Source organism: Pseudomonas sp. NPDC008258 (assembly GCF_042956345.1).
Classification (GTDB): domain Bacteria; phylum Pseudomonadota; class Gammaproteobacteria; order Pseudomonadales; family Pseudomonadaceae; genus Aquipseudomonas.
The window spans coordinates 22717-48080 of record NZ_JBIBGE010000025.1 but is presented as its reverse complement, the minus strand read 5'-3'; the positions used below and the strand labels follow the sequence as shown (position 1 = coordinate 48080).

17 protein-coding genes are annotated in these 25364 nt (G+C 64.0%); 8 read left to right on the top strand and 9 right to left on the bottom strand.

The window, feature by feature from the left end; all coding sequences use genetic code 11:
* Positions 1-25 precede the first annotated feature (25 nt).
* Positions 26-1339 carry a hypothetical protein gene (locus tag ACFY9W_RS19855; RefSeq protein ID WP_391133481.1) on the bottom strand — a complete coding sequence of 438 codons (1314 nt, stop codon included), beginning with the start codon at positions 1337-1339 and terminating at the stop codon, positions 26-28.
* Between the two features lie 154 nt (positions 1340-1493).
* Positions 1494-2987, bottom strand: a complete 1494-nt coding sequence (locus ACFY9W_RS19850; RefSeq protein WP_391133478.1) for an aldehyde dehydrogenase family protein — start codon at positions 2985-2987, stop codon at positions 1494-1496.
* Between the two features lie 493 nt (positions 2988-3480).
* On the opposite strand from ACFY9W_RS19850, the gene peaA reads away from it, so the two are divergent.
* The 6 genes from peaA (at position 3481) to ACFY9W_RS19820 (ending at position 10673) form a co-directional block, all read left to right on the top strand.
* A complete protein-coding gene (peaA, locus tag ACFY9W_RS19845) occupies positions 3481-5046 on the top strand; it encodes a quinohemoprotein amine dehydrogenase subunit alpha (RefSeq protein ID WP_391133475.1) in 1566 nt (521 codons plus the stop codon).
* 48 nt (positions 5047-5094) lie between these two features.
* A complete protein-coding gene (gene peaB, locus ACFY9W_RS19840) occupies positions 5095-6525 on the top strand; it encodes a quinohemoprotein amine dehydrogenase maturation protein (protein ID WP_391133472.1) in 1431 nt (476 codons plus the stop codon).
* 1 nt (position 6526) lies between these two features.
* A complete protein-coding gene (gene qhpC, locus ACFY9W_RS19835) occupies positions 6527-6850 on the top strand; it encodes a quinohemoprotein amine dehydrogenase subunit gamma (RefSeq protein WP_012272119.1) in 324 nt (107 codons plus the stop codon).
* Between the two features lie 32 nt (positions 6851-6882).
* Positions 6883-8004, top strand: coding sequence for a quinohemoprotein amine dehydrogenase subunit beta (gene peaD / locus ACFY9W_RS19830; protein WP_391133468.1), 1122 nt, complete (start codon positions 6883-6885; stop codon positions 8002-8004).
* A 140-nt stretch (positions 8005-8144) separates the two neighbouring features.
* A complete protein-coding gene (locus ACFY9W_RS19825; RefSeq protein ID WP_391133465.1) occupies positions 8145-9818 on the top strand; it encodes a fatty acid CoA ligase family protein in 1674 nt (557 codons plus the stop codon).
* Positions 9819-9887: 69 nt separating this feature from the next.
* A complete protein-coding gene (locus ACFY9W_RS19820; RefSeq protein ID WP_391133462.1) occupies positions 9888-10673 on the top strand; it encodes an RHS repeat-associated core domain-containing protein in 786 nt (261 codons plus the stop codon).
* Positions 10674-10829: 156 nt separating this feature from the next.
* On the opposite strand, the gene mobA is transcribed toward ACFY9W_RS19820, so the two are convergent.
* From mobA to ACFY9W_RS19805, 3 genes are all read right to left on the bottom strand, one after another.
* Positions 10830-11405 carry a molybdenum cofactor guanylyltransferase MobA gene (gene mobA / locus ACFY9W_RS19815; RefSeq protein ID WP_391133459.1) on the bottom strand — a complete coding sequence of 192 codons (576 nt, stop codon included), beginning with the start codon at positions 11403-11405 and terminating at the stop codon, positions 10830-10832.
* A 61-nt stretch (positions 11406-11466) separates the two neighbouring features.
* The gene (locus ACFY9W_RS19810; protein ID WP_391133456.1) at positions 11467-14595 is read right to left on the bottom strand and encodes a multidrug efflux RND transporter permease subunit; all 3129 of its coding nucleotides are present in this window, start codon (positions 14593-14595) and stop codon (positions 11467-11469) included.
* An 11-nt stretch (positions 14596-14606) separates the two neighbouring features.
* On the bottom strand, positions 14607-15782 hold the full coding sequence (locus ACFY9W_RS19805; protein ID WP_391133453.1) for an efflux RND transporter periplasmic adaptor subunit: 1176 nt from the start codon (positions 15780-15782) through the stop codon (positions 14607-14609).
* Positions 15783-16055: 273 nt separating this feature from the next.
* On the opposite strand from ACFY9W_RS19805, the gene ACFY9W_RS19800 reads away from it, so the two are divergent.
* Both ACFY9W_RS19800 and ACFY9W_RS19795 read left to right on the top strand, forming a co-directional pair.
* On the top strand, positions 16056-16757 hold the full coding sequence (locus tag ACFY9W_RS19800; protein ID WP_391133450.1) for a response regulator: 702 nt from the start codon (positions 16056-16058) through the stop codon (positions 16755-16757).
* A 6-nt stretch (positions 16758-16763) separates the two neighbouring features.
* Entirely contained in the window at positions 16764-18062 is a 1299-nt protein-coding gene (locus ACFY9W_RS19795) for an ATP-binding protein (RefSeq protein WP_391133447.1), read from the top strand.
* A gap of 11 nt (positions 18063-18073) precedes the next feature.
* On the opposite strand, the gene ACFY9W_RS19790 is transcribed toward ACFY9W_RS19795, so the two are convergent.
* The 4 genes from ACFY9W_RS19790 to nrfB all read right to left on the bottom strand — a co-directional run bounded on the left by ACFY9W_RS19790 (position 18074) and on the right by nrfB (position 25322).
* The gene (locus ACFY9W_RS19790; RefSeq protein WP_391133444.1) at positions 18074-19165 is read right to left on the bottom strand and encodes a diguanylate cyclase domain-containing protein; all 1092 of its coding nucleotides are present in this window, start codon (positions 19163-19165) and stop codon (positions 18074-18076) included.
* Positions 19166-19306: 141 nt separating this feature from the next.
* Positions 19307-20146: a DUF4434 family protein gene (locus ACFY9W_RS19785; protein WP_391133441.1), complete on the bottom strand. Its 840-nt coding sequence runs from the start codon at positions 20144-20146 to the stop codon at positions 19307-19309.
* A complete protein-coding gene (locus ACFY9W_RS19780) occupies positions 20146-23151 on the bottom strand; it encodes a phage receptor (protein ID WP_391133438.1) in 3006 nt (1001 codons plus the stop codon). The genes ACFY9W_RS19785 and ACFY9W_RS19780 overlap by 1 nt, the downstream gene beginning before the upstream one ends.
* Positions 23148-25322, bottom strand: coding sequence for a cyclic di-3',5'-guanylate-activated glycosyltransferase NrfB (gene nrfB, locus ACFY9W_RS19775; RefSeq protein WP_391133435.1), 2175 nt, complete (start codon positions 25320-25322; stop codon positions 23148-23150). The genes ACFY9W_RS19780 and nrfB overlap by 4 nt, the downstream gene beginning before the upstream one ends.
* Positions 25323-25364 lie beyond the last annotated feature (42 nt).

Here is a 25364-nt window from a genome sequence, read left to right as displayed (position 1 = left end):
TGCAAAGCAGCCCCAAAATCTCGAATCAGAAGAAAGTCCCAACCACCAGTTGCAGATAGGTCCCGGCGTCCGTCCCACCCAATTGCGTCCCACCATTGGCCGCACTGCGCTCCGGCTTGTAGAACCCCACCACCGGGCTGATCAGCAGGTGGTCGTTGACCATCCATTCCACATACAGGTCCAGCTCACGCCCGCCGAGGTTGCCCTGGTCGGTGTCCAGGGTGTCGAAGTCGAAGTACAGCGCGCCAACGGTCAGGTTGTCCCGGGGCTTGCCCTTCAGGGCCACATGGTGCACCTGGCTGTTCTTGTTGAACGGCCCGGCATAGTTGGCGGCCACTTCACCCTGGAACCAGGTGCCGTAACCTCGGCTCAGGCCATAGAACAGGGGGTCGAAGCCTTCGGAGAATCGGCTGTAGCGGTAGGTGGCGGTGGGCGTCCAGGGCAGTTCGGAGAACGTCCAGTTGCCCTCCAGGTACCAGGCGTTCTCGCGCCCGCCGGTCTTGTCCTGGGTGACGTACTCGGCGGCCAGCTCCAGGTCTTTCACGCCGAGGTTGCCACGGCCGCGCAGGCTGGTGGTGTCCATGCCGTCGCGGTGCTCCAGGCCCATGATCTGCGCGTAGCGCTGGTCCACATCGAGACCGCGGATCCAGCTGAGGCCGACGGTGCCGTTGTCGCCGACATGCTCCAGGTTAGCCACCGCCATTGAGGTGTCGGCCTGGTAATGGTTGTCGGACTTCAGCCACATCAGGTCGCCGCGCCAGCCTTGCTTGCCGCCCAGGCGCAGCACGGCGGTGCGGTCGAAGGCCTTGCGGGCGGCCAGGTAGTAGGCGCCGCCGCGGTCGAAGTTGGCGCCCAGGTCGACCTTGCCCAGGTTGACCGGGTCGCCCTGGATCAGGAAACCGTCACCCAGTGTGACCACCTGGCGCCCGCCGGAAATGTCCACGCCGTCTTCGCCCAAGGCCGGGAACAGGTTGCTTGAGCGCCAGCCCAGGTACAGGTCTTCGATGGCGGTGCGGCGCTCGTCGCCCAGGGTCAGGCCAGCGGCATCGCCATCGCCCCAGGTGGCGGAGCTGAGCAGGTTGAAGGCGCCGTAGAGTGCACCGGCATCGGGTAGGGCCTGGCTGCCGCTCAGGCCGTACTTGATATAGCCCTCCTGCCAGGCGGTGCTGCCGGGTTGGCGGTTGCCGGCCTGGTTGTAGCTTTCGTCGCTGTGGAAGACGCCGAACAGGGCTTCTAGGTCGGCGTTCAGGGTGGTGCCGTTCTGGTTGTACAGCTCGTAGGCTTGGGTGGCGGGTGCGGTCAGCAACAGGGCCAATGTGCAGGCGAGTGTGTGCCTCATGGGTTTGCTCCATGGTTTTTATTGTTGTTTTTGTATTGCCTGACCTGGCCTCTTCGCGGGCTCGCCCGCTCCCACAGGGACACCACAGCATTCAGGTTTGTGGTGATCCTGTGGGAGCGGGCGAGCCCGCGAAGAGGCCAGATCAGGAGAATGATCAGAGCTTGATCAACACCGACTTGAGCTCGGTGTAATGCTCGATGGCCGCGGCCCCCATCTCACGCCCGACGCCAGACATCTTGTAGCCACCAAACGGCAGCGCCGGGTCCAGCGCGCTGTGGCAGTTGACCCACACCGAGCCCGACTTGATGCGTGGGATCATGCGGTGCACGGCGGCCAGGTCGTTGGACCAGATGCTTGCACCCAACCCATAGGGGTTGTCGTTGGCCATGCCGATCACCTCGTCCAGGTCGTCGAAGGGCATCGCCACCAGCACCGGGCCGAAGATTTCTTCCTGCACCAGGCGGTGGCGCTGGTCGACATCGACGATCACCGTCGGCTTGACGAAGTAACCTGGGCCAAAGCCTTCGCCACCGCAGGCGATGGTCGCCCCCAGTTCGCGGCCAAGCTCGATATAGCCGGTAACACGGTCCTGTTGCTTGGCCGAGATCAACGGCCCCATCTGCACGGCCGGGTCCAGCCCGCTACCCAGCTTCATGCCGTTGGCGATGCCGGCGATGTCGGCCACCACGTTGTCGAAGTGCTTGCGGTGCACATACAGGCGGGAGCCGGCGCAGCACACCTGGCCCTGGTTGAAGAAGATTGCCGTGGCCGCACCGGCAGCGGCTTCCTGCAGGTTGGCGTCCGGCATGACGATGGTCGGCGACTTGCCGCCCAGCTCCAGGGTGACGCGGGTCATGTTGTCCATGGCCGCCTTGCCGATCAGCTTGCCGACCTCGGTGGAGCCGGTGAAGGTCAGCTTGTCTACGCCGGGGTGACGGCTGAGCGCGGCGCCGGCATTCAGGCCGGTACCGGTGACCACGTTGAACACGCCGGCCGGGTAGCCGGCCTCATCAACCAGTTCAGCCAGCTTGAGCACGCTCAGCGGGGTTTCGTCAGCCGGCTTGAGCACCACGGTGCAGCCGGTGGCCAGCGCCGGGCCGAGCTTCCAGCAGGCCAGCAGCAGCGGGAAGTTCCAGGCGACGATGGCCCCGACCACGCCGACAGCTTCACGGCGCACGAAACCGTGGAACTGGTCGTTGGGCATCAACGGCATGGAGGCTTCGACGGTGCTACCCTCGATCTTGGTGGCCCAGCCAGCCATGTAGCGCAAGAAGTCGATGGCCAGTTGCACGTCCATCACCTGGGCCACGGCGGCGCTCTTGCCGTTGTTCAGGCATTCCAGCTCGGCCAGCTGGCGGGCGTCACGCTCCATCAGGTCGGCCAGGCGCCACAAAAGGTTCTGGCGTTCACGCGGGCGCAGGCGGCTCCACGGCGAATCGTCGAAGGCCTGGCGTGCTGCGCGCACCGCGCGGTCGACATCCTCGGCCTCGGCGGCAGGCACTTCACCCAGCACTTCGCCGGTGGCCGGGTTGCGGAATGACAGGGTGCGACCGCTGGCGGCGTCCTGCCAGTCGGCGCCGATGCGCATCTTCAGCTTGCGTTCGAGAAAGGCGCGGGTGGCGGGCAGGATGGGCAGGTCGGAAAGCATGGGGCTGTGCCTCTTGTCATTGGATGTGACGGGCATAAGCGCAATGGGCGTGCCAAGGTAGGAAAATGGCCGCAAAGTGTTGAAGGCGTTGGGTTTTGCCTGGGTGCAAGGTTGTGATTGCAGGCGTGCGCTGTTGCACATTGAGACGGTGTGAGACGGTGGTGGAACAGTGGCTGTTCCGGCCTCTTCGCGGGCGCGCCCGCTCCCACAGGTAATGCACAGATTTGAAGCCGGTGAGTTTCCTGTGGGAGCGGGCATGCCCGCGAAGGCCTGCGCAGCAGGCCCTGTCTCAACATGAAACACCCTGTCGCGAAATAGCACGGTGCAATTGGCCATCTTTGCTTCCAGCGAAGTCCGGGAAACCACCTAAAAGCCTGAAAGGCAACACTTTTACAACACCTGGCACAGTTCCTGTATCACAACCGTCACATGCACACCTGCTGTACCAAAGCGTGCGAAAAACGATAAGAACAACAACCGTGGAGGTCTGACCTTGAAGACGACTCGACTCCGGCGGCATGCGGGCAAACTGGCGCTGGTCGCCGCCGCGCTGCTGAGCACCCAGGCCATGGCGGCCGAGCAGGGCCCGAGCCTGTTGCAGAACAAGTGCATGGGGTGCCATATCCCCGAAGGCAACGATACCTACAGCCGTATCAGCCACCAGCGCAAAACGCCGGAAGGCTGGCTGATGAGCATCGCCCGCATGCAGGTGATGCACGGCCTGCAGATCAGCGACGACGACCGTCGCACGCTGGTCAAGTACCTGGCCGACAAGCAAGGCCTGGCGCCCAGCGAAACCGAGGGTGTGCGCTACGCCATGGAACGCCGCCTCAATACTGTCGAGCATTTCGACACCCAGCTCAGCGAAACCTGTGGCCGTTGCCACTCCGGCGCCCGCGTCGCCTTGCAGCGCCGCCCGGCCAAGGAATGGGAGCACCTGGTCAACTTCCACCTCGGCCAATGGCCGTCCCTCGAATACCAGGCCCAGGCGCGGGACCGCGACTGGCTGCCGATTGCCTTGCAGCAAGTGGTGCCGGAACTGGCCAAGCGCTACCCGCTGGAAAACGCGGCGTGGGCCGAATGGCAGAAAGCCAAACCCAAGGCCGACGCATTGCCTGGGCAATGGGCGTTCAGCGGCCACATGCTGGCCAAGGGCGATGTGCGCGGGGTGATGAGCGTCACAGCAGCGGAGGGCGACACCTTCAAGGTTGAGGTCAAGGGCGCCTATGCCGACGGCACGCCGTTCAACGGCAGCGGTACGGCGATCCTGTATAACGGCTACGAATGGCGCGGCAACGTCAAGGTGGGCGATGCCAACCTGCGCCAGGTGTTCGCGGCGCTCGATGGCGAAATGAAAGGCCGCATGTTCGAGGCTGAGCACGATGAGCGTGGCCTGGACTTCACTGCCGTCAAGGAAGGCAAGGCACGCCTGCTGGCGGTGCAACCGGCGTTCATCAAGGCGGGCGGCGAAAGCGAAATCACCCTGGTGGGCAGCAGCCTGGACGGCAAGCCCGACCTGGGCGCTGGCGTGGAAGTGACCGAGGTGCTGGAGCAAACCCCAACCCTGGTGCGGGTCAAGGCTCGCGCAGCTGCAGACGCCAAGCCTGGCCAGCGCGAAGTTGCGGTTGGCGCGCTCAAGGGCGTTAACCTGGCGGTATACGACAAGGTTGATGAAGTGAAGGTAGTGCCGGCGTTCTCCATTGCCCGCATTGGCGAGAACGGCGCTTCGGTACCGAAAGTGCAGGGCCGCTTCGAGGCTGAAGCCTGGGGTAAGGATGCCAGTGGCCAGCCCCTGCGCATCGGCTACCTGCCGGCTACCTGGAAGGTTGAGCCGTTCAACGAGCGTGCGGTCGAGGACGAAGACGTCAAGTTCGCCGGCAAGATGCAGGCCGATGGCGTGTTCGTGCCAGGCGGCGCCGGCCCCAACCCTGAGCGCAAGATGATGACCAACAACGCTGGCAACCTGAAGGTCATCGCCACGCTGGCCGACGGTGGCCAGACCGGCGAAGGGCACATGATCGTCACCGTTCAGCGCTGGAACAACCCGCCACTGCCGTAACGGCCGGGCGCAACGGTTTTCCAACGGATCGATTATCGGGAGGTCGCCATGGGCGCACTACTTAATCTTGTCGAGCGCAACCTGCACGAAGTGCAGGTCGACGCCGACCGCATGCTGTTTCATATCCCCAGCAGTTCGCTGTTCACCGCCGATGCGGTAACCGGCGGCATCATCGACACCCTGCGCCAGCAAGGTTGCTCGGCCGAGGAGCTGGTGCAGCGCCTTGGCCAGCAGTTTGCCGGCAACGATATCCAGGACACCCTGCACGAGCTGATCGCGCTGGAGCTGGTCAGCGACGGCTCGCCGCTGACCCCGGAAATCGCCCTCAAGCGGGTCGAGCGCACTGCCCTGAATACGGTGGTGCTCAACGTCAACACCGGTTGCAACCTCAGCTGCACCTATTGCTACAAGGAAGACCTGGACAAGCCGTCAGCCGGCAAGAAGATGAGCGCCGCCACTGCCGAAGCCTCGGTGGAAATGCTGCTCAAGGAATCGCCCGACGAAGAGCGCTACAGCGTGGTGTTCTTCGGTGGCGAGCCATTGTCCAACCGGCCGCTGATCGAGCACATGGTGGCCTACTGCGAGCGGCGGTTCGCCGAGGCGGGCAAGCAGGTGGAGTTCATCATGACCACCAATGCCACGCTGCTGACTGAAGAGATCATCGACTGGCTCAATGCCCACCGCTTTGGCCTGTCGATCAGCATCGACGGCCCCAAGACCGTGCACGACCGCAACCGCATCACCGTGGGCGGGCAGGGCACCTATGACGTGGTGCGGCGCAAGGCCGACATGCTGCTGTCGCGGTACAACAGCCGCCCGGTGGGCGCGCGGGTGACCTTGACCCGTGGCATTACCGATATCGAGACCATCTGGAACCACCTGTTCAACGAAATGGGCTTTGCCGAAGTGGGCTTTGCCCCGGTCACCTCCGGCGACATGGCCGACTTCAACCTCACCGGCGAAGAACTGGTCGAGGTCTTCGCCAACATGAAGGCGCTGGGCCGTCGTTACCTGGAAGCTGCGCTGGAACACCGCAACATCGGCTTCTCCAACCTGCACCAGCTGATCACCGACATTCACGAGGGCCACAAGAAGGCCCTGCCATGCGGTGCCGGGCTGAAAATGCTGGCGGTGGACCACAAGGGCGAGTTGAACCTGTGCCACCGTTTCACCGGCTCCAACCTGCCGACCTTCGGCAATGTGCACCAGGGCGTGAAGCAGGTAGAGCTCAACGACTTCCTGTCGCAGCGCCTGGACCGCAGCAACACCGGCTGCGAGAGCTGCCGCATCCGCAACCTGTGCTCTGGCGGCTGCTACCACGAAAGCTACGCCCGCTACGGCGACCCGCAGCACCCGACCTATCACTATTGCGAACTGATGCGCGACTGGGTCGACTTCGGCATCGAGGTCTACAGCCGCATCATGGCCGCCAACCCGGCCTTCATCGACCGCTACATCACCCCGCGGAAGGCGCACTGACATGAAGCACTTGAAGCCCCTGAACAACAAGGCGCGCATCCTCGAACAAGCCGCCGCCGAAGACCGCGTGGAGGAAGTCATGGCCATGAGTGCGGTGGCCGGTTGTACGGCCACCACAGACCCGGGCTGGGAAGTGGATGCCTTTGGCGGTGTGAGTTCGCTGTGCCAGCCGATGGAAGCCGACCTGTATGGCTGCTCCGACCCTTGCTGGTGGCCGGCCCAGGTGCCGGACATGATGAGCACCTATCAGGACTGGAACGCCCAGGCGACCAACTCGGCGGACGACTGGCGCAACCTCGGCACTGTGTTCCCGAAAGACAAGTGACCGGCCCAACAAGAATGACAAGGGGAAACCGCATGAAAGCTGGACGCTGCGCGCAACTCGCGCTCACCATCGCCGCCACGGCTTGCGCCGGGCTGGCGCAGGCCGACGACACCGGGCCGGCATTGAAGGCTGGGCACGAATACATGATCGTGACCAACTACCCGAACAACCTGCATGTGGTCGACGTGGCCAGTGACACGGTCTACAAAAGCTGCAAGATGCCCGACAGGTTCGGCCCCGGCACCGCGATGATGGCGCCGGACAACCGCACGGCCTACGTGCTGAACAACCATTACGGCGATATCTACGGCATCGACCTGGACACCTGCAAGAATACCTTCCGGGCCAACCTGTCGAGCGTGGCAGGTGAAGTGGGCCGGTCGATGTACTCGTTCGCCATCAGCCCGGACGGCAAGGAAGTGTACGCCACGGTCAACCCGACCCAGATGCTGAACGACCACTACGTGGTCAAGCCGCCGCGGCTGGAAGTGTTCAGCACCACCGATGGCCTGCAGGCCAAGCCAGTGCGTACGTTCCCGATGCCGCGCCAGGTGTACCTGATGCGCACTGCCGACGATGGCACGCTGTATTTCGCCGGGCCGGACATCTACAAAATGGACGTGAAAACCGGCAAATACACAGTAGCCTTGCCGCTGCGCAACTGGAACCGCAAGGGCTACAGCGCCCCGGATGTGCTGTATTTCTGGCCGCACCAGAACCCGCGCCACGAGTTCTCGATGTTGTACACCATCGCCAAATTCAAGGATGAGAAGCAGGACCCGAACGAGGCCGAGCTGCTGTACGGCTACCTGAGCGTCGACCTGAAAACTGGCAAGACCCACACCCAGGAATTTGCCGACCTGACCGAGCTGTACTTCACCGGCCTGCGCTCGCCCAAGGACCCGAACCAGATCTACGGCGTGCTCAACCGCCTGGCCAAGTACGACATCAAGCAGCGCAAGCTGATCAAGGCGGCTAACCTTGAGCACACTTACTACTGCGTCACCTTCGACAAGAAAGGCGACAAGCTGTACCTGGGCGGCACTTTCAATGACCTGGCGGTGTTCAACCCGGATACGCTGGAGAAGGTGAAGAACATCAAGCTGCCGGGTGGTGACATGTCTACCACTACGCCGCAGGTGTTTATCCGTTAAACCGGTGTTGCCTTCTTCGCGGGCTTGCCCGCTCCCACAGGGATTTGCGCGCTATTCAAGTCCTGTGAAGTTTCTTGTGGGAGCGGGCAAGCCCGCGAAGAGGCCGGCCCAGACAACACAAAAACAACAAGAGAACGCCCATGCCCCAGCCAAGCTACTCCAAGGGCGACCAGGCCAAAGCCCTGCTCAGCCAATGCATCGGCGATGCCTTCGACACCACCGTCGCCCGCTTCCCCGACCGCGAAGCCCTGGTGGTCCGCCACCAGGCCCTGCGCTACACCTGGCAGCAGTTGGCCGAGGCCGTCGACCAGCACGCCCGCGCGCTGATGGCCCTGGGCGTGCAACCCGGCGACCGGCTGGGTATCTGGGCGCCCAACTGCGCCGAATGGTGCATTACCCAGTTTGCCAGTGCCAAGGTCGGCGCGATCCTGGTCAACATCAACCCGGCCTACCGCTCCAGCGAACTGGACTACGCCCTCGGCCAGTCCGGCTGCCGTTGGGTGATCTGCGCCGACGCGTTCAAAACCTCCGATTACCACGCCATGCTGCTGGGCCTGATCCCGGGCCTTGCCAGCGGCCAACCGGGCGCGCTGACCTGCGAGCGGTTCCCCGAACTGCGCGGCGTGGTCAGCCTGGCTGCTGCGCCACCGCCGGGCTTTCTGGCCTGGCACGCGTTGCAGGCCCGCGCCCAGGCTGTCAGCCGTGAGGCCCTGGCCGAGCGCCAGGCACAACTGCGCTGCGACGACCCGATCAACATCCAGTACACCTCGGGCACAACCGGTTTCCCCAAGGGCGCTACCCTCAGCCACAGCAACATCCTCAACAACGGTTACATGGTCGGCGAAAGCCTGGGCCTGACCGAGCATGACCGGCTGGTGGTACCGGTGCCGCTGTACCACTGCTTCGGCATGGTCATGGCCAACCTTGGCTGCATGACCCACGGCAGCACGCTGATCTACCCCAACGATGCCTTCGACCCGCTGGCCACGTTGCGTGCTGTGGCGGAAGAAAAGGCCACGGCGCTGTACGGTGTGCCGACCATGTTCATCGCCGAACTGGACCACCCGCAGCGGGGCGAATTCGACCTGTCCAGCCTGCGCACCGGGATCATGGCCGGTGCCACGTGCCCGATCGAAGTGATGCGCCGGGTGATTGGTGAGATGCACATGGCCGAGGTGCAGATTGCCTATGGCATGACCGAAACCAGCCCGGTGTCGCTGCAAACCGGGCCTGACGATGACCTGGAGCGCCGGGTGACCAGCGTCGGCCGCACCCAGCCACGTCTGGAAAACAAGGTGGTCGACGCCGACGGCAACACCGTGCCGCGTGGCGAGATAGGTGAGCTGTGCACCCGCGGCTACAGCGTGATGCTCGGCTACTGGAACAACCCCAAGGCTACGGCCGAAAGCATCGATGGCGAAGGCTGGATGCACACCGGCGACCTTGCCGTGATGGACGAGCAGGGGTACGTACGCATCGTCGGGCGTAGTAAAGACATGATCATTCGCGGCGGCGAGAACATCTACCCGCGTGAACTGGAAGAGTTTTTCTTCACCCACCCGGCAGTAGCGGATGTGCAGGTGATTGGCGTGCCGTGCAGCAAGTACGGCGAAGAGATCGTGGCCTGGGTGCGGCTGCATCCCGGGCATACTGCCAGTGAGGATGAGTTGCGCGAGTGGGCGAGGGCGCGGATTGCGCACTTCAAGGTGCCCCGGTACTTCCGCTTTGTCGACGAGTTCCCGATGACGGTGACGGGCAAGGTGCAGAAGTTCAGGATGCGTGAAATCAGTGTCGAGGAGTTGTCTGTTGGGTAAAGCATGGACGCTCCATTCCGACCTCCGGGGCGGAGTTAAACAGTTAAATACTAGCAATTTTGCTAGTTTGTGTGGGGTGCAGGTCGGAATAGACTAACAGCTCATTTCAGAGTCGATCGTAGGACGGACAGTGTGAAAAAATTAACCTATGCGCCGTACGGTTATACCGGTTCACACGCGACGATGCTCGGCTTTAATGGCCAATGGGGGGACCCCCTGGCACACCTGTACCCCCTGGGCAGCGGGTATCGCATGTACAGCCCGTCAATTCAGCGCTTCCTTAGCGCGGATTCGCATAGCCCGTTCGGCCACGGGGGATTAAACGCCTATGCTTACTGTGAGGGTGATCCGGTTAACTACACCGACCCAACTGGCGCGATGCGAAGGTTCCCAAGGCAGCCGGCCTCGGTTCGCCCTACAAGACGCTCGCCGTCGCCAACGCGGGTACAACCGCTTGAAGGGGGCTCACAGGCGCAGGCGGCAGGAGTTACAGCGAACAGGGTGCCACCCTCTTCAGCGGAGCTGTCACCTGAGGCAAGATCCATTTATACAAGTGCGTCAACGCCGTATTTAGAAACTCCTTACGAAAGGCTCGCTCAACGCAATCCTGCCGCCTACTCTGAGGCGGTAGGTCATGCGAAAGCTGTACACAACCACTCTAGGGCGCAGTTAGAGTCCAAGATAAAAGCGACTGCAGCGGAGCTTAACAATCCTGGCATGGACAGTGGGGTAGTCGATACCCTTGTTCGGGAAACTGGTGAACTTGTCGATGCTGAGAGAACGGCTCTCAAAGTATTTTCATACCTTCTTGTTTATGAACCCAGGGACGCTGCCAGGAATGTTCGGAGTACTTAGCGCCACGGTTGCAAACGCTCATGAATTTAGTAGTTATCGTGCGTAGTCATCACGGATGAATAATTCTGGCTTGCCACAATGTTGAAAACAAAACTTTATGAAAATTGGCCAGGCGGCGATGACGCAGAGTAAAAGCGACGAGGTAGGGGATTGACCTCAAAGCTGCAGAAGGTCCGGACTGTTGAAGTTTTCCAACCGTCGATCGCCCTCGTCACATCTCAGCGCTTGCACTTGGTCGCACAGCAAGGCCTTCTGCAAACTCCGCTCACCCGCCGCCCAGGCCTGCTCCAGCCCCGGCAGCACCCGCCGCGGCAGCACACTGAACATCGGCTGCCAATACCCACCCTGGCGCACCATGGCCGCACTGTCATTGGCCACCGCCAACCGCAGCAAATCTTCGATCAACACCCGGTCAACCAGCGGTGCATCGCAAGCCAGCACCACCACCCAGTCATGCCGTGCCACCTTGAGCCCGGCAATCACGCCCGCCAATGGCCCGGGGAAGTCCGCTTGCGCATCGCCCACCAGCTGGTCTGCATACGCCCGGTATGCCTCCTGATTGCGGTTGCAGGAAATGACCAGGTCATCGCTGAGCGCCCGCACCACCCGCTGTACATGTGCCACCAGCGGCTCGCCCTGCCAGTCGATCAAGCCCTTGTCGCGGCCGCCCATGCGCTGGCCTCGGCCACCGGCAAGGATGAGGATGGAGCAGGGGAGTAATGGTTCAGGCATGAAAAAGGGCTCCGGGCAGTCATTGCCGGGAACCCTCCCATTTCACGCCGGGGTTGTCCAGTCAGCTTTCGCTGATCGCACCGTGTGCGCTGGCGTTACGCGCCTGGCGTCGTCCAGACAGCCGCATCACCACCACGAAGAATACGGGTACGAACACCACTGCCAACGTGGCGCTGAGCATGCCGCCGATCACCCCGGTGCCGATGGCCTGCTGGCTGGCCGAGCTGGCGCCGCTGGCGATGGCCAGGGGGACCACGCCAAGGATGAACGCCAGCGAGGTCATAACGATGGGCCGCAGGCGCAGGCGGGCGGCCTGCACGGCGGCGTCGGCGGCGTCCACGCCCTGGTCAACCAGATGCTTGGCGAACTCGATGATCAGGATGGCGTTTTTCGCCGACAGGCCGATCAGGGTAATAAGCCCCACCTTGAAGAACACGTCGTTGGGCATGCCGCGCAGGGTCACGGCCAGCACCGCACCCAGCACGCCAAGTGGTACTACTAATAGCACGGCGGTGGGGATCGACCAGCTTTCGTACAGCGCCGCCAGGCACAGGAACACCACCAGCAGCGACAGTGCCATCAGCAGGGGGGCCTGGCTGCCGGACAAGCGCTCCTGCAGCGACAGGCCGGTCCATTCCAGGCCGGTGCCGGGCGGTAGCTGGGCCACCAGTCGCTCGACCTCGGCCATGGCTTCGCCCGAGCTGTGGCCGGCGGCCGGCTCACCGGAAATCGATACCGCCGGGTAGCCGTTGTAGCGGGTCAACTGGACCGGGCCGCTCACCCACTTGGCCTGGACGAATGCGCCCAGTGGCACCATCTTGCCGCTGTTGTTGCGTACGTGGATTTTCAGCAGGTCTTCGACCTGGCTGCGCTGGTCGCCTTCGGCTTGCACCACCACGCGCTGCATGCGGCCCTGGTTGGGGAAGTCGTTGACGTAGCTGGAGCCTACTGCAACATCGAGTACCGAGCCGATATCGGCGAACGACACACCCAAGGCATTGGCCTGGCGGCGGTCGATCTCCAGTTGCACTTGCGGGCTTTCGGCCAGCGATGCTTCGCGCACGTTGGTCAGTACCTTGCTTTTGCCAGCGTTGGCCAGCAGCGTGTCACGGGCGGCCATCAGCTCGGCGTGGCCCATGCCGCCGCGGTCCTGCAGGCGGAACTCGAAGCCGGTCGACTCGCCCAGGCCATCGATAGGCGGTGGCAACACCGAAAACGCTACTGCGTCCTTTAGCTGCGAGAAGGCCGCGCTGGCGCGGTCGGCAATCGACTGGGCGCTGTCGTCGGCACCACGCTCGGACCAGTCCTTGAGGGTGGTGAAGGTCAATGCCGCGTTTTGCCCGCTGCCGGAGAAGCTGAAGCCGAGGATCACGGTCGTGTTGCCTACGCCGGGTTCTTCGGCGTTGTGCGCCTCGATTTGCGCAGCCACCTGTTCCGTGCGCATGCGGCTGGCGCCTGGCGGCAGCTGGATGTCGGTGATGGTGTAACCCTGGTCTTCGGTGGGCAAGAATGCCGTGGGCAACTGGCTGAAGCCATAGCCCAGCACCGCCAGCAGTACCGCGTACACCAGCAGGTAACGGCCGCTGCGCTTGAGCGCCTGCACCACCCAGCGCTGGTAGCCGTTGCTCATGCTTTCGAAGCGGCGGTTGAACCAGCCGAAGAAGCCTTTGCGTGCATGGTGCTCGCCCTTGGCCACCGGCTTGAGCAGGGTGGCGCACAGCGCCGGGGTAAGGCTGAGGGCCAGGAACGCCGAGAACAGGATCGACACCGCCATCGACAGCGAGAACTGCTGGTAGATCACCCCCACCGAGCCTTGCATGAACGCCATGGGCAGGAACACTGCCACCAGCACCAGGGTGATGCCGATGATCGCACCGCTGATCTGGCCCATGGCCTTACGCGTTGCTTCTTTGGGCGGCAGGCCCTCTTCGGCCATGATGCGCTCGACGTTTTCCACCACCACGATGGCGTCGTCGACCAGAATACCGATGGCCAGCACCATGCCGAACAGGGTCAGCACGTTGACCGAGAAACCCATGGCCAGCATCACCGCGAAGGTGCCCATCAGCGCCACCGGTACTACCAGGGTGGGGATCAGGGTGTAGCGCAGGTTCTGCAGGAACAGGAACATCACCGCAAACACCAGCAGCATGGCTTCGAACAGGGTGGTAATAACCTGCTCGATCGACACCTTGACGAACGGCGAAGTGTCATAGGGGATGTCGTACTTGACCCCTTCCGGGAAGTAACGCGCCAGCTCCTGCATTTTTGCCCGCACCAGGGTGGCGGTTTCCATGGCATTGGCACCCGGCGAGAGCTGCACGCTGAACGCAGTGGCCGGCTTGCCGTTCAGGCGCGTGCCGTACTGGTATTCCTGGGCGCCGATTTCGACCCGGGCGACATCCCCGACGGTTACCGTGGAGCCGTCCAGATTGGCACGCAGGACAATGGCGGCGAACTCCTCGGGGGTGCTCAGCTGGCCCTTGACCACCACGTTGGCGGTGATTTCCTGGGTGCTGCGGCTGGGCAGGTCGCCGATGCTGCCAGGCGCGACCTGGGCGTTCTGCGCGGCGATGGCCTCGGCCACGTCGTTGGGCGTGAGGTTGAAGCCGATCAGCCTGGCCGGGTCGATCCAGATGCGCATGGCGCGCTCCGAACCGTACAGCTGGGCCTTGCCGACGCCCTTGATACGGCGGATTTCGTCCATCACGTTGCGCGCAAGAATGTCCGACAGTGCGGTTTCGTCGAGCTTGCCGTCTTCGGAGGTGAGGGTGCCCAGCAGCAGGAAACCGGTGGACACCTTTTCTACCTGCAAGCCCTGCTGGGTGACCGGGCGCGGCAGGCGCGACTCAACCACCTTCAGGCGGTTCTGCACGTCGACCTGGGCCAGGTCCGGGTTGGTACCCGGGGCGAAGGTGGCGGTGATGGTGGCGCTGCCCAGGCTGCTCTGCGACTCGAAGTACAGCAGGTTGTCGGCGCCGTTGAGTTCCTGCTCGATCAGGCTCACCACGCTTTCGTCCATGGTCGCCGCCGAGGCGCCCGGGTACACGGCGTAGATTTCCACCTGCGGCGGGGCCACGTTGGGGTACTGGGCCACCGGCAACTGCGGGATGGCCAGTGCCCCGGCCAGCAGGATGAACAGTGCGACCACCCAGGCGAACACCGGGCGGTCGATGAAGAATTGCGGCATGAATCAGGCCCTCACTGGCCGTTGTGCTGTGCGATGGGTGCTGTGCCTGATGCGTTGTCGACCTTCACCTGGTCACCGGCCTTGACATGTTGCAGGCCCTCGACCACCACCTGTTCGCCTGGGGCCAGGCCTTCGCTGACGACCCAGCGGTCGCCCTGGGCGCTGCCCAGTACCACCTGGCGGTCGCTGACGCGGGCTTGCTGGTCGACCACCAACACCTTCGGCACACCGGCACTGTCGCGCAGGATGGCCCGCTGCGGCACGCTCAGGCCCTTGGGCTGCACGGCCTGTTCCAGGCGTACGCGCACGTAGCTGCCGGGCAGCAGGTCGAGGTCCGGGTTGGGGAACTCGCTGCGCAGGGTGATCTGGTTGGTGCTGGGGTCGACGCTGATGTCGGAGAACAGCAGCTTGCCCGGCAGCGGGTAGGCGCTGCCATCGTCCTGGATCAGCGTGGCGCGGGCCTGGCCGTCGCCCACCTGCTGCAACTCGCCAGCGCGCAAGGCGCGGCGCAGGGTGTTGAGCTCGCGGGTGGACTGGGTAACGTCGGCGTGGATCGGGTCCAGTTGCTGGATGGTCGCCAGCGGGGTGCTTTCGTTTTGCCCGACCAGTGCGCCTTCGGTGACCAGGGCGCGGCCGATGCGGCCGGAAATCGGCGCGGTGACGGTGGCGTAGCCGAGGTTCAGGCGGGTGCGCTCCAGGGCAGCCTTGGCGGCGGCCACTTCGGCGTCGGCTTGCAGGAAGCTGGCTTTGGCGTTGTCGTATTCCTGGCGGCTGACGGCTTTGTCGTCGACCAGTTCACGGTAGCGTTGCTCTTGCAGGCGCGCCTGGTACAGGGTGGCCTCGGCTTTGGACAGGGTGGCGCGGGCGCTGTCGTGGTCGGCCTTGAACGGCGCCGGGTCGATCAGGAACAGCACATCACCTTGCCTGACGTCGCTGCCCTCGCGGTAGACGCGCTTGAGCACCACGCCTGCGACACGCGCACGGACTTCGGCGGTACGCGGGGCCAGGATGCGGCCACTGAGTTCGCTGCTGATGGCCAGGGGCTGCAATTGCAGGGTTTCTACCCGCACTTGCGGGGTGGGGGCCTGTTCGTCTTGTTTGGCGCTGTCGCCGCAGCCTGCAAGGGACAGGCTCAAGAACGCCAGAAGCGCCACTGGGCGCAGACGAGGGGGGAGGAGAGTAGGCATGCGGATCTTCCGATGATGACCGTGCATATGGTACGGCAGGTGTTGGTCGAGCGGCTGTTAACACCTGTAGGACGAGTGTGAAAAAGTGTGAAGAATGATCCTGTCGAGTGGCTGGGTTCTATATTCTGCGTAGGCCTGTGCCGGCCCTTTCGCGGGCAAGCCCGCTCCCACAGGGACCGCACGGCATCTGAAACCTGTGCTGTACCTGTGGGAGCGGGCTTGCCCGCGAAAGGGTCGGTACAGGTTCACTCCAACCCAGACTCCCAAGCGCCTATGCCGAATATTTTCCTGGTCGAAGACGACAGTGCCCTGTCCGAGCTGATCGCCAGCTACCTGCAACGCAACGACTTTCATGTCCAGGTGATCGCCCGGGGCGACCATGTGCTGGACGAATACCGTCGGCAAAAGCCCGACCTGGTCATCCTTGACCTGATGCTGCCGGGTATCGATGGCCTGCAACTGTGCCGGCTGTTGCGCCAGGAGTCACAAACCCTGCCCATCCTCATGCTGACTGCCCGCGACGACAGCCATGACCAGGTATTGGGCCTGGAAATGGGCGCTGATGACTACGTGACCAAACCTTGCGAACCCCGTGTGTTGCTGGCCCGCGTGCGTACCTTGCTGCGCCGCAGCAGTGTCAACGAGCCGCGCCTGGACAACGACCTGATCCTGATCGGCGGCCTGCGCATCGACCTGGCCGAGCGCACGGTAAGCTGGCGCGGTGAAGAGGTGGAGCTGTCCAGTGGCGAGTACAACTTGCTGGTGGTGCTGGCACGCAATGCCGGCGAGGTGATGAACCGTGACCGTATCCTGCAACAACTGCGCGGCATCGAGTTCAATGGCACCGATCGCTCCGTGGATGTGGCCATCTCCAAGCTGCGGCGCAAGTTCGACGATAACGCTGGCGAAGCGCGCAAGATCAAGACCGTGTGGGGCAAGGGTTACCTGTTCAGCCGCGTAGAGTGGGAGTGCTGACCGGCCATGCTCAAGATCCTGGTGCGGCTGTACCTGGTCATCATCGTTGCCTATGCCGGTGCGTTGCTGTTCATCCCTGACACCATCGTCGGGCTGTTCCGCGACCGCTTCATGGCCTACAACCTGGACCAGGCCAAGGGTGTACAGGCGCTGATCGTGCGCCAGTTCCGCCAGGCCCCGCCCGAGCAGTGGCCAGCGGTGGCGCAGGAACTGGCCAGTGATTTCGCGCCGCTGGAGCTGCAACTGCTGCGCATGGACCAGGCCGAGCTGGGCGCCGAAGAGCAGGCGCGGCTGGAGCACGGCCTGTACGCGGTGCGCATTGCCGAGTGGGGCTACTACGAAACAGTGCTGGCACCGTTGGACAAGCAATGGCTGGTGCGCCTGCACTCACCGCCAGACCCGCTGGACATCAACGTGCTGTCGTGGGGGGTAACCGTGCTGATCGGCGCGGCCATGCTGGGCTGCCTGCTGCTGTGGGTATGGCCGCACTGGCGCGACCTGGAACGGCTGAAGGAAACCGCCCGGCGCCTGGGCCTGGGGCAGATGGCCGAGCGCACGCACATTTCGCCGCATTCCAACATCGGTGAGCTGGCGGGGGTGTTCGACACCATGGCCAGCGACCTGGAGCGACACGTCAACCAGCAACGCGAGTTGCTGAATGCGGTGTCGCACGAGTTGCGCACGCCACTGACGCGGCTGGATTTTGGCCTGGTGCTGCTGTTCGACGAGGTGCCGCCTGCCAGCCGCAAGCGCCTGCTGGAACTGGTGGGGCACGTGCGTGAGCTGGATGAACTGGTGCTGGAACTGTTGTCCTATAGCCGCCTGTACAACGCCGACCAGGCCCGCGAGCGGGTCGAGGTGTCGTTGCTGGAGTTGGTCGACAGCGTGCTCGGCGGTTTCGCCGAAGAGCTCGATGGCCGCGGCATCCGTTGGGAAGTGCAGGCCGAAGGCAACCTGCCCCGGTTTGTGCTGGACCCTCGGCTGACGGCGCGGGCGGTGCAGAACCTGGTGCGCAATGCCATGCGCTATTGCGATGAAAGCCTGTTGCTGCGCTTGCGTCTGGAGGGCGATGGCGCCTGCCTGCTGACGGTGGAGGATGACGGCATTGGCATACCCGTGGAGGAGCGGGAGCGGATTTTCCAGCCGTTCTATCGGCTGGATCGCAGCCGCGACCGCAACACGGGTGGGTTTGGCCTGGGGCTGGCCATCAGCCGGCGAGCGATCGAGGGGCAGGGTGGGACCTTGACCGTGGCGCAGTCGGCATTGGGTGGGGCGCAGTTCCGCATTCGTTTGCCGGCGGGGTGATGGGCTGCCTGCTAACCCTGTTCCGCCAACTGTGACGTCCACAGCACAAACCGGTCCTTGCCGGTGTGCTTGGCTTCATACAGCGCCTGGTCGGCCTTGACCAACGCCATGGTCAAGGTGTCGCCCGCGCTCACCTGTGCCAGGCCGATGCTGATGGTGACCGGGTGTGCGCCGGCATCATCACGCACTCTGCGTACCAACGCCTCCACCAATTGTTCGGCACCTTGCTGGTCCTGCCCTTCAAGAAAAATGGCGAACTCCTCGCCGCCCAGCCGGGCAAATTCGGAATCGACCATGGCTGCCTTGATATGCAGTGCCACGCGCTTGAGCACTTCGTCACCAATGTCGTGGCCGAAACGGTCGTTGACCTTCTTGAAGTTGTCTATGTCGACCATCGCCAGGTACTGCCCCGGGGTTGCCAGTTTCAGTTGTTGCTCCGCCTTGGCCATGAACGAGCGGCGGTTAGGGATTTCGGTCAGCGCGTCGACATAAGCCTGCTCCAGTAGCACTTTGGACAGGTAGAAATTGTGCAGCTTGGCTTTGCGGATCTGCAGGTAGCTGTAGCTGACCAGGCCGCTGAGGAACACGGCATAGCTGATCAGCATGGCGCCTTCGAGTGCATCGGGTTCGATGCGGGTGTGGTAGAAGGGGTTGAGTACTACCCAGGTGATGACCATGGCGCAGAAGAACGACCAGCGCCGCGTCGGCAGCACCGACAAGGCATACAGCACGGTAGAGACGCCGAGCACCAGCCACACCGGGCGCAGGGCCACCGGTATGCCTTCGATCACCAGGCGCATGCTTAAGGTGATGACGGCAATGAACAACAGGTTGAGCACGTCGAAGTGATGGCTGCGCCGGGTGAAGCGCAGCACCACGGTCAGGCAACCGAGCAGGGCGATGAACACGTAGGACCGCCAGGTGAACCCCTGGTCGCCGAGGAAACTGACGATCAGGTCGAAGACCAGCCAGATCAGGATGCTGACGCAGAACACCAGCTGGCAGAACGGGCGCATGGACTCGAATTCGTGCTGCCGGAACTCGGCGCGCAAGGCGGCGGGGGCGACCTGCTTGCGGATGTGTGCTTCGATGGTCTTGAGCATCGGTGGGCTCCTGAGACTACTGCTTGTCCAGGCCCGGCCTCTTCGCGGGCACGCCCGCTCCCACAGGGACCGCGCAGTATTCGAATGCTGTGGGGAACCTGTGGGAGCGGGCGTGCCCGCGAAGAGGCCAGGCCTGGTGACTCAATTCTGTGGCAAAACACCCTTGGCCCAGGGCCGGTAGCGCAAGGCAAAGACGGCCTCGGCATGGCACCCGCCACCCACTTTCGGCTCGGCAGGCTCTGCCCGGAATGCCTGCCCCGGTGCGCTCACCTGGCGGAACGCCTCACGCACCACACCCACCCGGCACGGCAAGGCCTGCTCATAGCCCTGACGCACCAACGCAGGCAAGCGCCCGGTCCCGGCGCCATCCTGCCACCACACCTTCAAGCCCAGACCCGCCAGTTGATCCAGCCAGGCAGCATTGACCCGCGGCGACAGCTTGCCTGCGCTAAACGCACTGATGTGCAAAGGCTTGTCCAACTGGCGGTTGAAGGCCTGCAACTGGCGGTACAGCGCATCGCGGCGCTCGCTTTCACGAAAGTGCTGGTCGTCCAGTTCCATGGGCAGGTACCAACCGTCCACCGGCAACTGCCAGGTCTGGCGCAGGTGCTGGTACTGGCTTAGCGAACGCCCCAGTTGGGCTTTCCAGTAGCTGCTCAGGCCTTCGCCGTCCAGTTCGTCGAGGCGCTGGTAATAGGCCGGGTCCATGTATAACCCCACGACCAATTGCAGCCCTTGGGCACGTGCGGCCCGCAGGCTGTTGGCCAACCAGCCCTGGGCACCGCCAAAGTCACTGTCGCCATAGGCACTCCATTGCACGATCAAGGTCTTGCCACCCTGCGCCACGGTGGCGTGCCACAGCTGTTGCCACTGGGCCGGGGTAACACCGGCGTCGCGGTTGAGCGGTTGGTAGAACAGGCGCTGGTCGGCCGTGGCGGGCAGGCACAGGGCAAGCAGGCAGAGGGCGAGGATCGTACGCATCAGAAGGTCATCTCCGCACCGACCAGCACGCCATTGGCGCGCTGGTAAAGGTTGCCACCCAGCGACTGCTGGTACTCGGCACGCACTTTCAGCGAGCCGCGGTAGGCGTTGTAGCGGTCGCCATCGAACCACCATTGCCAGCGCACACCCACCCCGGCGCGGGCGTCCTGGCGCCAGTCGTTACTCGGGTCCTGGCTGGAAAACTCGACAAAGCCGTAGGGCATCAGGGTTTGCGGTGAGCTGCCCGGCAGTTTCCAGGCATGCCCTTGCTGGTAGCGCGACAGCCAGGCGTGGTCGCCGGCGCGGGTCCACCAGGCCGCGTCAAGGTAGAGGAAGCGCTCGTTCCAGTCGTCTTCATCCACCCGCCAGTCGTTGCGCCAGTCGCCTTGGTCGAGGAACGAGGCGGTGGCGCGTAGCAGCAGGTCATTGCTCGACTCGGCGTGGTGGCGCAGGTCGCCCCAGTTGCCGCCAACCTTGGCCGGGCTGAGCAACTGGCCCAGGCTCAGGCCACGGTAGTGTTCTTCGTCGATCTGCCGCTGGTGGTAAAGCTCTGCGTACAAGTTGAGGTTGGCCTGGCCGAGCGGCTTGTAGCGCAGGCCAACGCCAGTACCCATGCTTTGCGCATAGTCGGTGCGGCTCTGGCCACCGAACAGCACCCGCCCATAGACCGACAGGGTGCTGCCGTTGCGGCTCGGCTCTTCGCCCAGGGCGTGGTCCCACATGGCCAGTTGCACGTTCTGCGATTGGGCGCGGCGCGAGCTGCCGCTGCGCTCGCCGTTGTCGAGGAACTTGTCGTTGGTTGAGGTGCCGGCGGGTGACCAGGTGCTGGCCAGGGTGATGGTGTCACGCCGTGACAGGGCTTCGTGAGCCCTGCGCTGGCGGTATTTGCGGGCTTCCAGGCTGCCGTACTCATCGTCACCGTCAACCAGGTTATGTTCCACATCGAGAATACGCCGCAGTTCGCGGCGTGCCGCGGCGCTGTCCTCGGCTTCGTCGTAACGCAAGGCCAGGGTTTCGCCAAGGCGGTAGTCCTCGGGGAAGTCGTGGGTCGCCCGCTCCAGGTAAGGGATCGACTGGCGTCGCTGGGCCTTGTCCGTGGAGCCGGCCAGGCGCATGCCGTAATCAGCGCGGTAGCGTGGCTGATCGGGGGCCAGGCGCACCGCTTCGGCAAGCCAGGCCATGCTCTGCGCGCTGTCGCCGGCCAGTTGCGCGGTGCTGGCGGCCGCGTAGTAGTGGTCGGCGCGTGGGGTGCTGGCCAAGGCCTGGCGTTGGAAGCCTAAGGCGGTCGGGTAATCGCCCTGGCGCTGGGCGATGGCGGCGCCCAGCGCCCAGTCATCGGCGCTGTGGTGCGCGGCGGCGTCCCAGTAGCGTCGAGCGGCTTCTGCATCGCCGGCATTCAGCGCGCCACGGGCGGCAGTGAGGCGGGCGTTGTCGGTCCAGGCGCTGTCCGGCACGCTGCGCCAGATGGGCAGGGCAGCCTCGGAGTCGCCCGCCGCTTCAAGGGCATAGGCCAATGGCAGGCGATCTGCGCTGCCGCCCAAGCGCTCGGCGGCCTGGTAGTAGACCACCGCTTCGCCGGGCTGGTCAGGCATGGCGCAGCGGCCCAGTGCGCGGTACTGGCCGGGTTCGCTCGGGGTGGCTGGTATTGCCTGGCGCACGGCATCGCACTGGCCGGCTTCGGCCAGGCGGCCGAGCAGCTGGGCGCGGGTGTTGGCATCCACTCGCGGTATCAGGCCAAGCATGCGGCGGCTGTCCAGCGGCCCGTCAGTACGCGCATACAGATTGCCCAGGCGTTGCAGCAGCGATGGGCTGAGGCGGCCCTGTCGGCGGTCGTAGGCTTGCTCCAGCAGTTGCCGGGCCTGCCCGGTCTGGCCTTGTTCCACCAGCAGGAATGTGGCTTGCTCCAGCGCTGCCAGGTCGCCAGTTTGCCGGTAGAGCTTTTCCAATTCGCTGGCCGTGCGCGGTTGTGGCGGTTGCGGTGGGGCGCCATACAGCCGTTGCCTGAGCACGGCGTAGGCACGAGGATTGGTGCTGGAGGTACAGCCTTTGAACTGCTCGCGGGCCTGGTCCGGGTCTTGACGTGACAGCCAGTCTACGGTTTCCAGGCAGGGGCGCTGCAAATCGTTGCTCAAGCGGCGCACCAGCGCTGCATCGTCACCTTCGCGGGCCAGCTCCCACAGTTGCTGGCGCTGGTCGGGTTGATTCAGTTGCTCGGGCGGCAGCGACTGCAACCAGCGCTGGGCTGCCTGGTTATGGCCCACGGCAATGGCGCGGTTGGCCATGGCCAGGCGCGCCTGGTTCGCCGCTTGAGGGGAGGGCGCGCTGGGCAGCAGCTTGCTCAGACCCTTTTCATCCACCTGCTGGACATAGGCATTGGCCAGGCGTTGCCAGTCCTGGGCGGGCAACTGGCCCTTTTCGGCAAGCGGTTGCAGTTGCTCGATGGTTTCCTTCCAGTTGCGCAACTGTTCGGCGAAGTTGGCCCGGGCCAGGCGCAGCACCTGGCCATCATCGCGGGGCGGCAGCTGGTTGAGCCACGCCAGTGCTTTGCCGGCCCCCCCGAACTTGGCCAGGCTCAGGCTGTAGGCCTGCCACAGGCGCACCCGGTGCATGGCATCACTGGTAGCCAGCCATTGCTCCACCTGGCTGGCTGGCGGTGGGTCCTGCTCGATCCAGGTCAGGCGAAGCTCAAGCAGCGCGTCGGCGTATTCGGGGCTGCCGCCCAGCTGTTCGGCCAGCGCTTGGGCGTCCTTGTAGCGACGTTGGTGGGCCAGGGCCTCTACCAGCAGCGCACGGGCTTCGTCGTTGTTCGGCACCCTGCCCAGTACGTGGCGGGTAAGGCGCTCGACCTCGGCCCAGTTGTCCTTCTTCGCTTCACGGTAGCTGCGGTCCATGAACGGGAAGCTGGTAAACCGCTGGAAGTCGGTCATCGGCGCCGAGGCTGTGGCGGGCAGGGCGGTGGCGCACAGCAACAGGCCAGTGAAGGTGAGGGAAACGCGCGGCTTCATGCCACCTCCCGGGTCAGGTCTAGGGCGGCCTGCTGTTCGCTGGCCTGTTCATCGAGGGCCTGCTGTAGCACCTGCTCGGTGATGATGCCGCGGGCGATCAGGTGCTCGCCCAGGCTTTGGCGTTCGGGGTCGAAGTCGATCAGGGCCTGGTTGAACAAGGTGACCGGAACCATGCCGCGTACCTGCAGCAGGGCACCGAGCATCACCTGGTGGTGGCTGACTTGCTCCAGCAGCGCTTCGTCATCCTGATGGCGTTCGAGGATGGCCAGCATGTCGCGGGTTTCCGGCTTCTGCCAGGGGCTGGGGTAGTGCAAGCGCAGGCCCAGGGTTACCCTGCCTTGTGGTGCCAGACGGACGCTGACCGGGCGTTTCAGGTGGCGGCTGATCACCCCCAGCGACACTTGGCTGACCGGGCTTTCGCTGGCCAGGATCAGCGTGTCGCCGTCTTCGGCTACCGGCAGCACGCCATAGTGCGTCGCCAGTTTGCGTGGCAGTCTGGCGATCAGTTGCGGGTCAAGCTTGAACGGGTTCAGCGGTGCCCAGGGCATGTCCAGTTGCTCGGCCAGGGTCGCCACCAGTTGTTCGCTGTTCAGCCAGCCACGCAGTAGCAGCTCGCGGCCCAGGCGCCGGCGTACCGGGCTGGTGATTGCCTGTTGCAGCTGCTCGTCGGTGATCAACCCTTTGGCCACCAGGCGCTGGCCCAACGGCGTGCGGGCCGGGGTGGCGATGGCGGGGAACTCGTGGGTGGTCTTGTCCCAGGCCACGCGCCGCGAGTCGCCCATTTCCATGACCTGGCGCAGGGCACGCAGGTTGGCGAAGAAGTTGACGAAGTTGCTCCACATCATGCGCGGCGCCGACAGCAGGCCTTCGCCAATGCCGTAGAAGCGGGTAACGAACCAGCCGCGCTGGAACAGGCGGTTGAACAGCATCAGGCCGTTGAGCCACAGCAGGGTGGACAGCAGCCAGCTGTCGCTGAGGATCGACATGAAGCGCCAGGCGTCTGGTGCAATCACCGTGACCAGCCACATGGCCAGCAACACCAGCAGCAACAGGTTGACCAGAAAACTCAGCAGGTAGGCGAACAGCCCACGGCGGTCGCGCCAGAGGAAGTAGTTGAGCGCACCCTTGCGGCTCCAGCCGAGGTTGCTGGTGCCCTGGAACACAATGCCCACGATCCACCGCGACTTTTGCCGGATGGCATGCTGCCAGTCCCGCGGGAAGTGCTCGCGCACGCAGATCACCTGGGAGAACTCCCGGCTCATGCCCGGGCGCCACGCCTGCTGCAGGGTCAGCGCCGGGTCGGTGATGGAATAGCGGGCAAAAATGCACTTCATGCCCTTTTGCTTCAGGCGAAAGCCGATGTCGTAGTCTTCGGTGAGGCTCTGCACGTCGAAGGCAATGCCGTCACCGTCCTCCAGCAGTGCGCTGATGGCGCGGCGGCTGAAACAGGTGCCCACGCCGGCGCTGGGCACCTGGCCGGTAAGCGCTTCGCGAACGATCACGTCCTTGCCGTGGTTTTCGGCGAACTCGTCGACATAGTGGCCGGCGGTAAAGCCCTTCCATTCCGGTGCGTAGGGGTACACCGGGATCTGGATCATGTCCTTGTTCGGCAGCAGGTAGTTGAACAGGCGCAGCTCCATGGGCGAGATGACGTCTTCGGCGTCGTGCAGAATGAAACCGGCGAACTCGATACCGGCGTCTTGCTGGAAGCGCAGCAGCGCGTCGATGATGTTGTTCAGGCAATCGGCTTTGCTGGTAGGGCCGGGGCGGGCGCACACCACCTTGTGCACGTTGGGGTAGTGCAGGCACACCGCGTCGACGTCGGCCTGGGTTTGCGGGTCGTTGGGGTAGGTGCCGACGAAAATCTGGTAGTTCTCGTAGTCGATGGTGGAGGCCGCCAGGCGCGCCATTTCACCGACCACGCCCACTTCGTTCCAGGCCGGGACCATGATGGCCAGGGGTTTTTCCGGGACTTCGTACAGGCGTTTCTCGTCGGCCTTTTCAAACTTGTCGTAGATGCGAAAACGCCGGATCAGCTTGCGGCCCCAGTAGCACAGGTCGATGAACAGGTCGTCCAGGCCCAGCAGGAACATCAGCGAGGCGAGGGTGATGGCCAGGATCTTCAGGCCGAACAGCACATAGGTGAGAAAATCGATGAATGCCAGGCTCATACGGCAGTCACCGTGGGGGCGGTGTGGGCCATCGTCTTTATC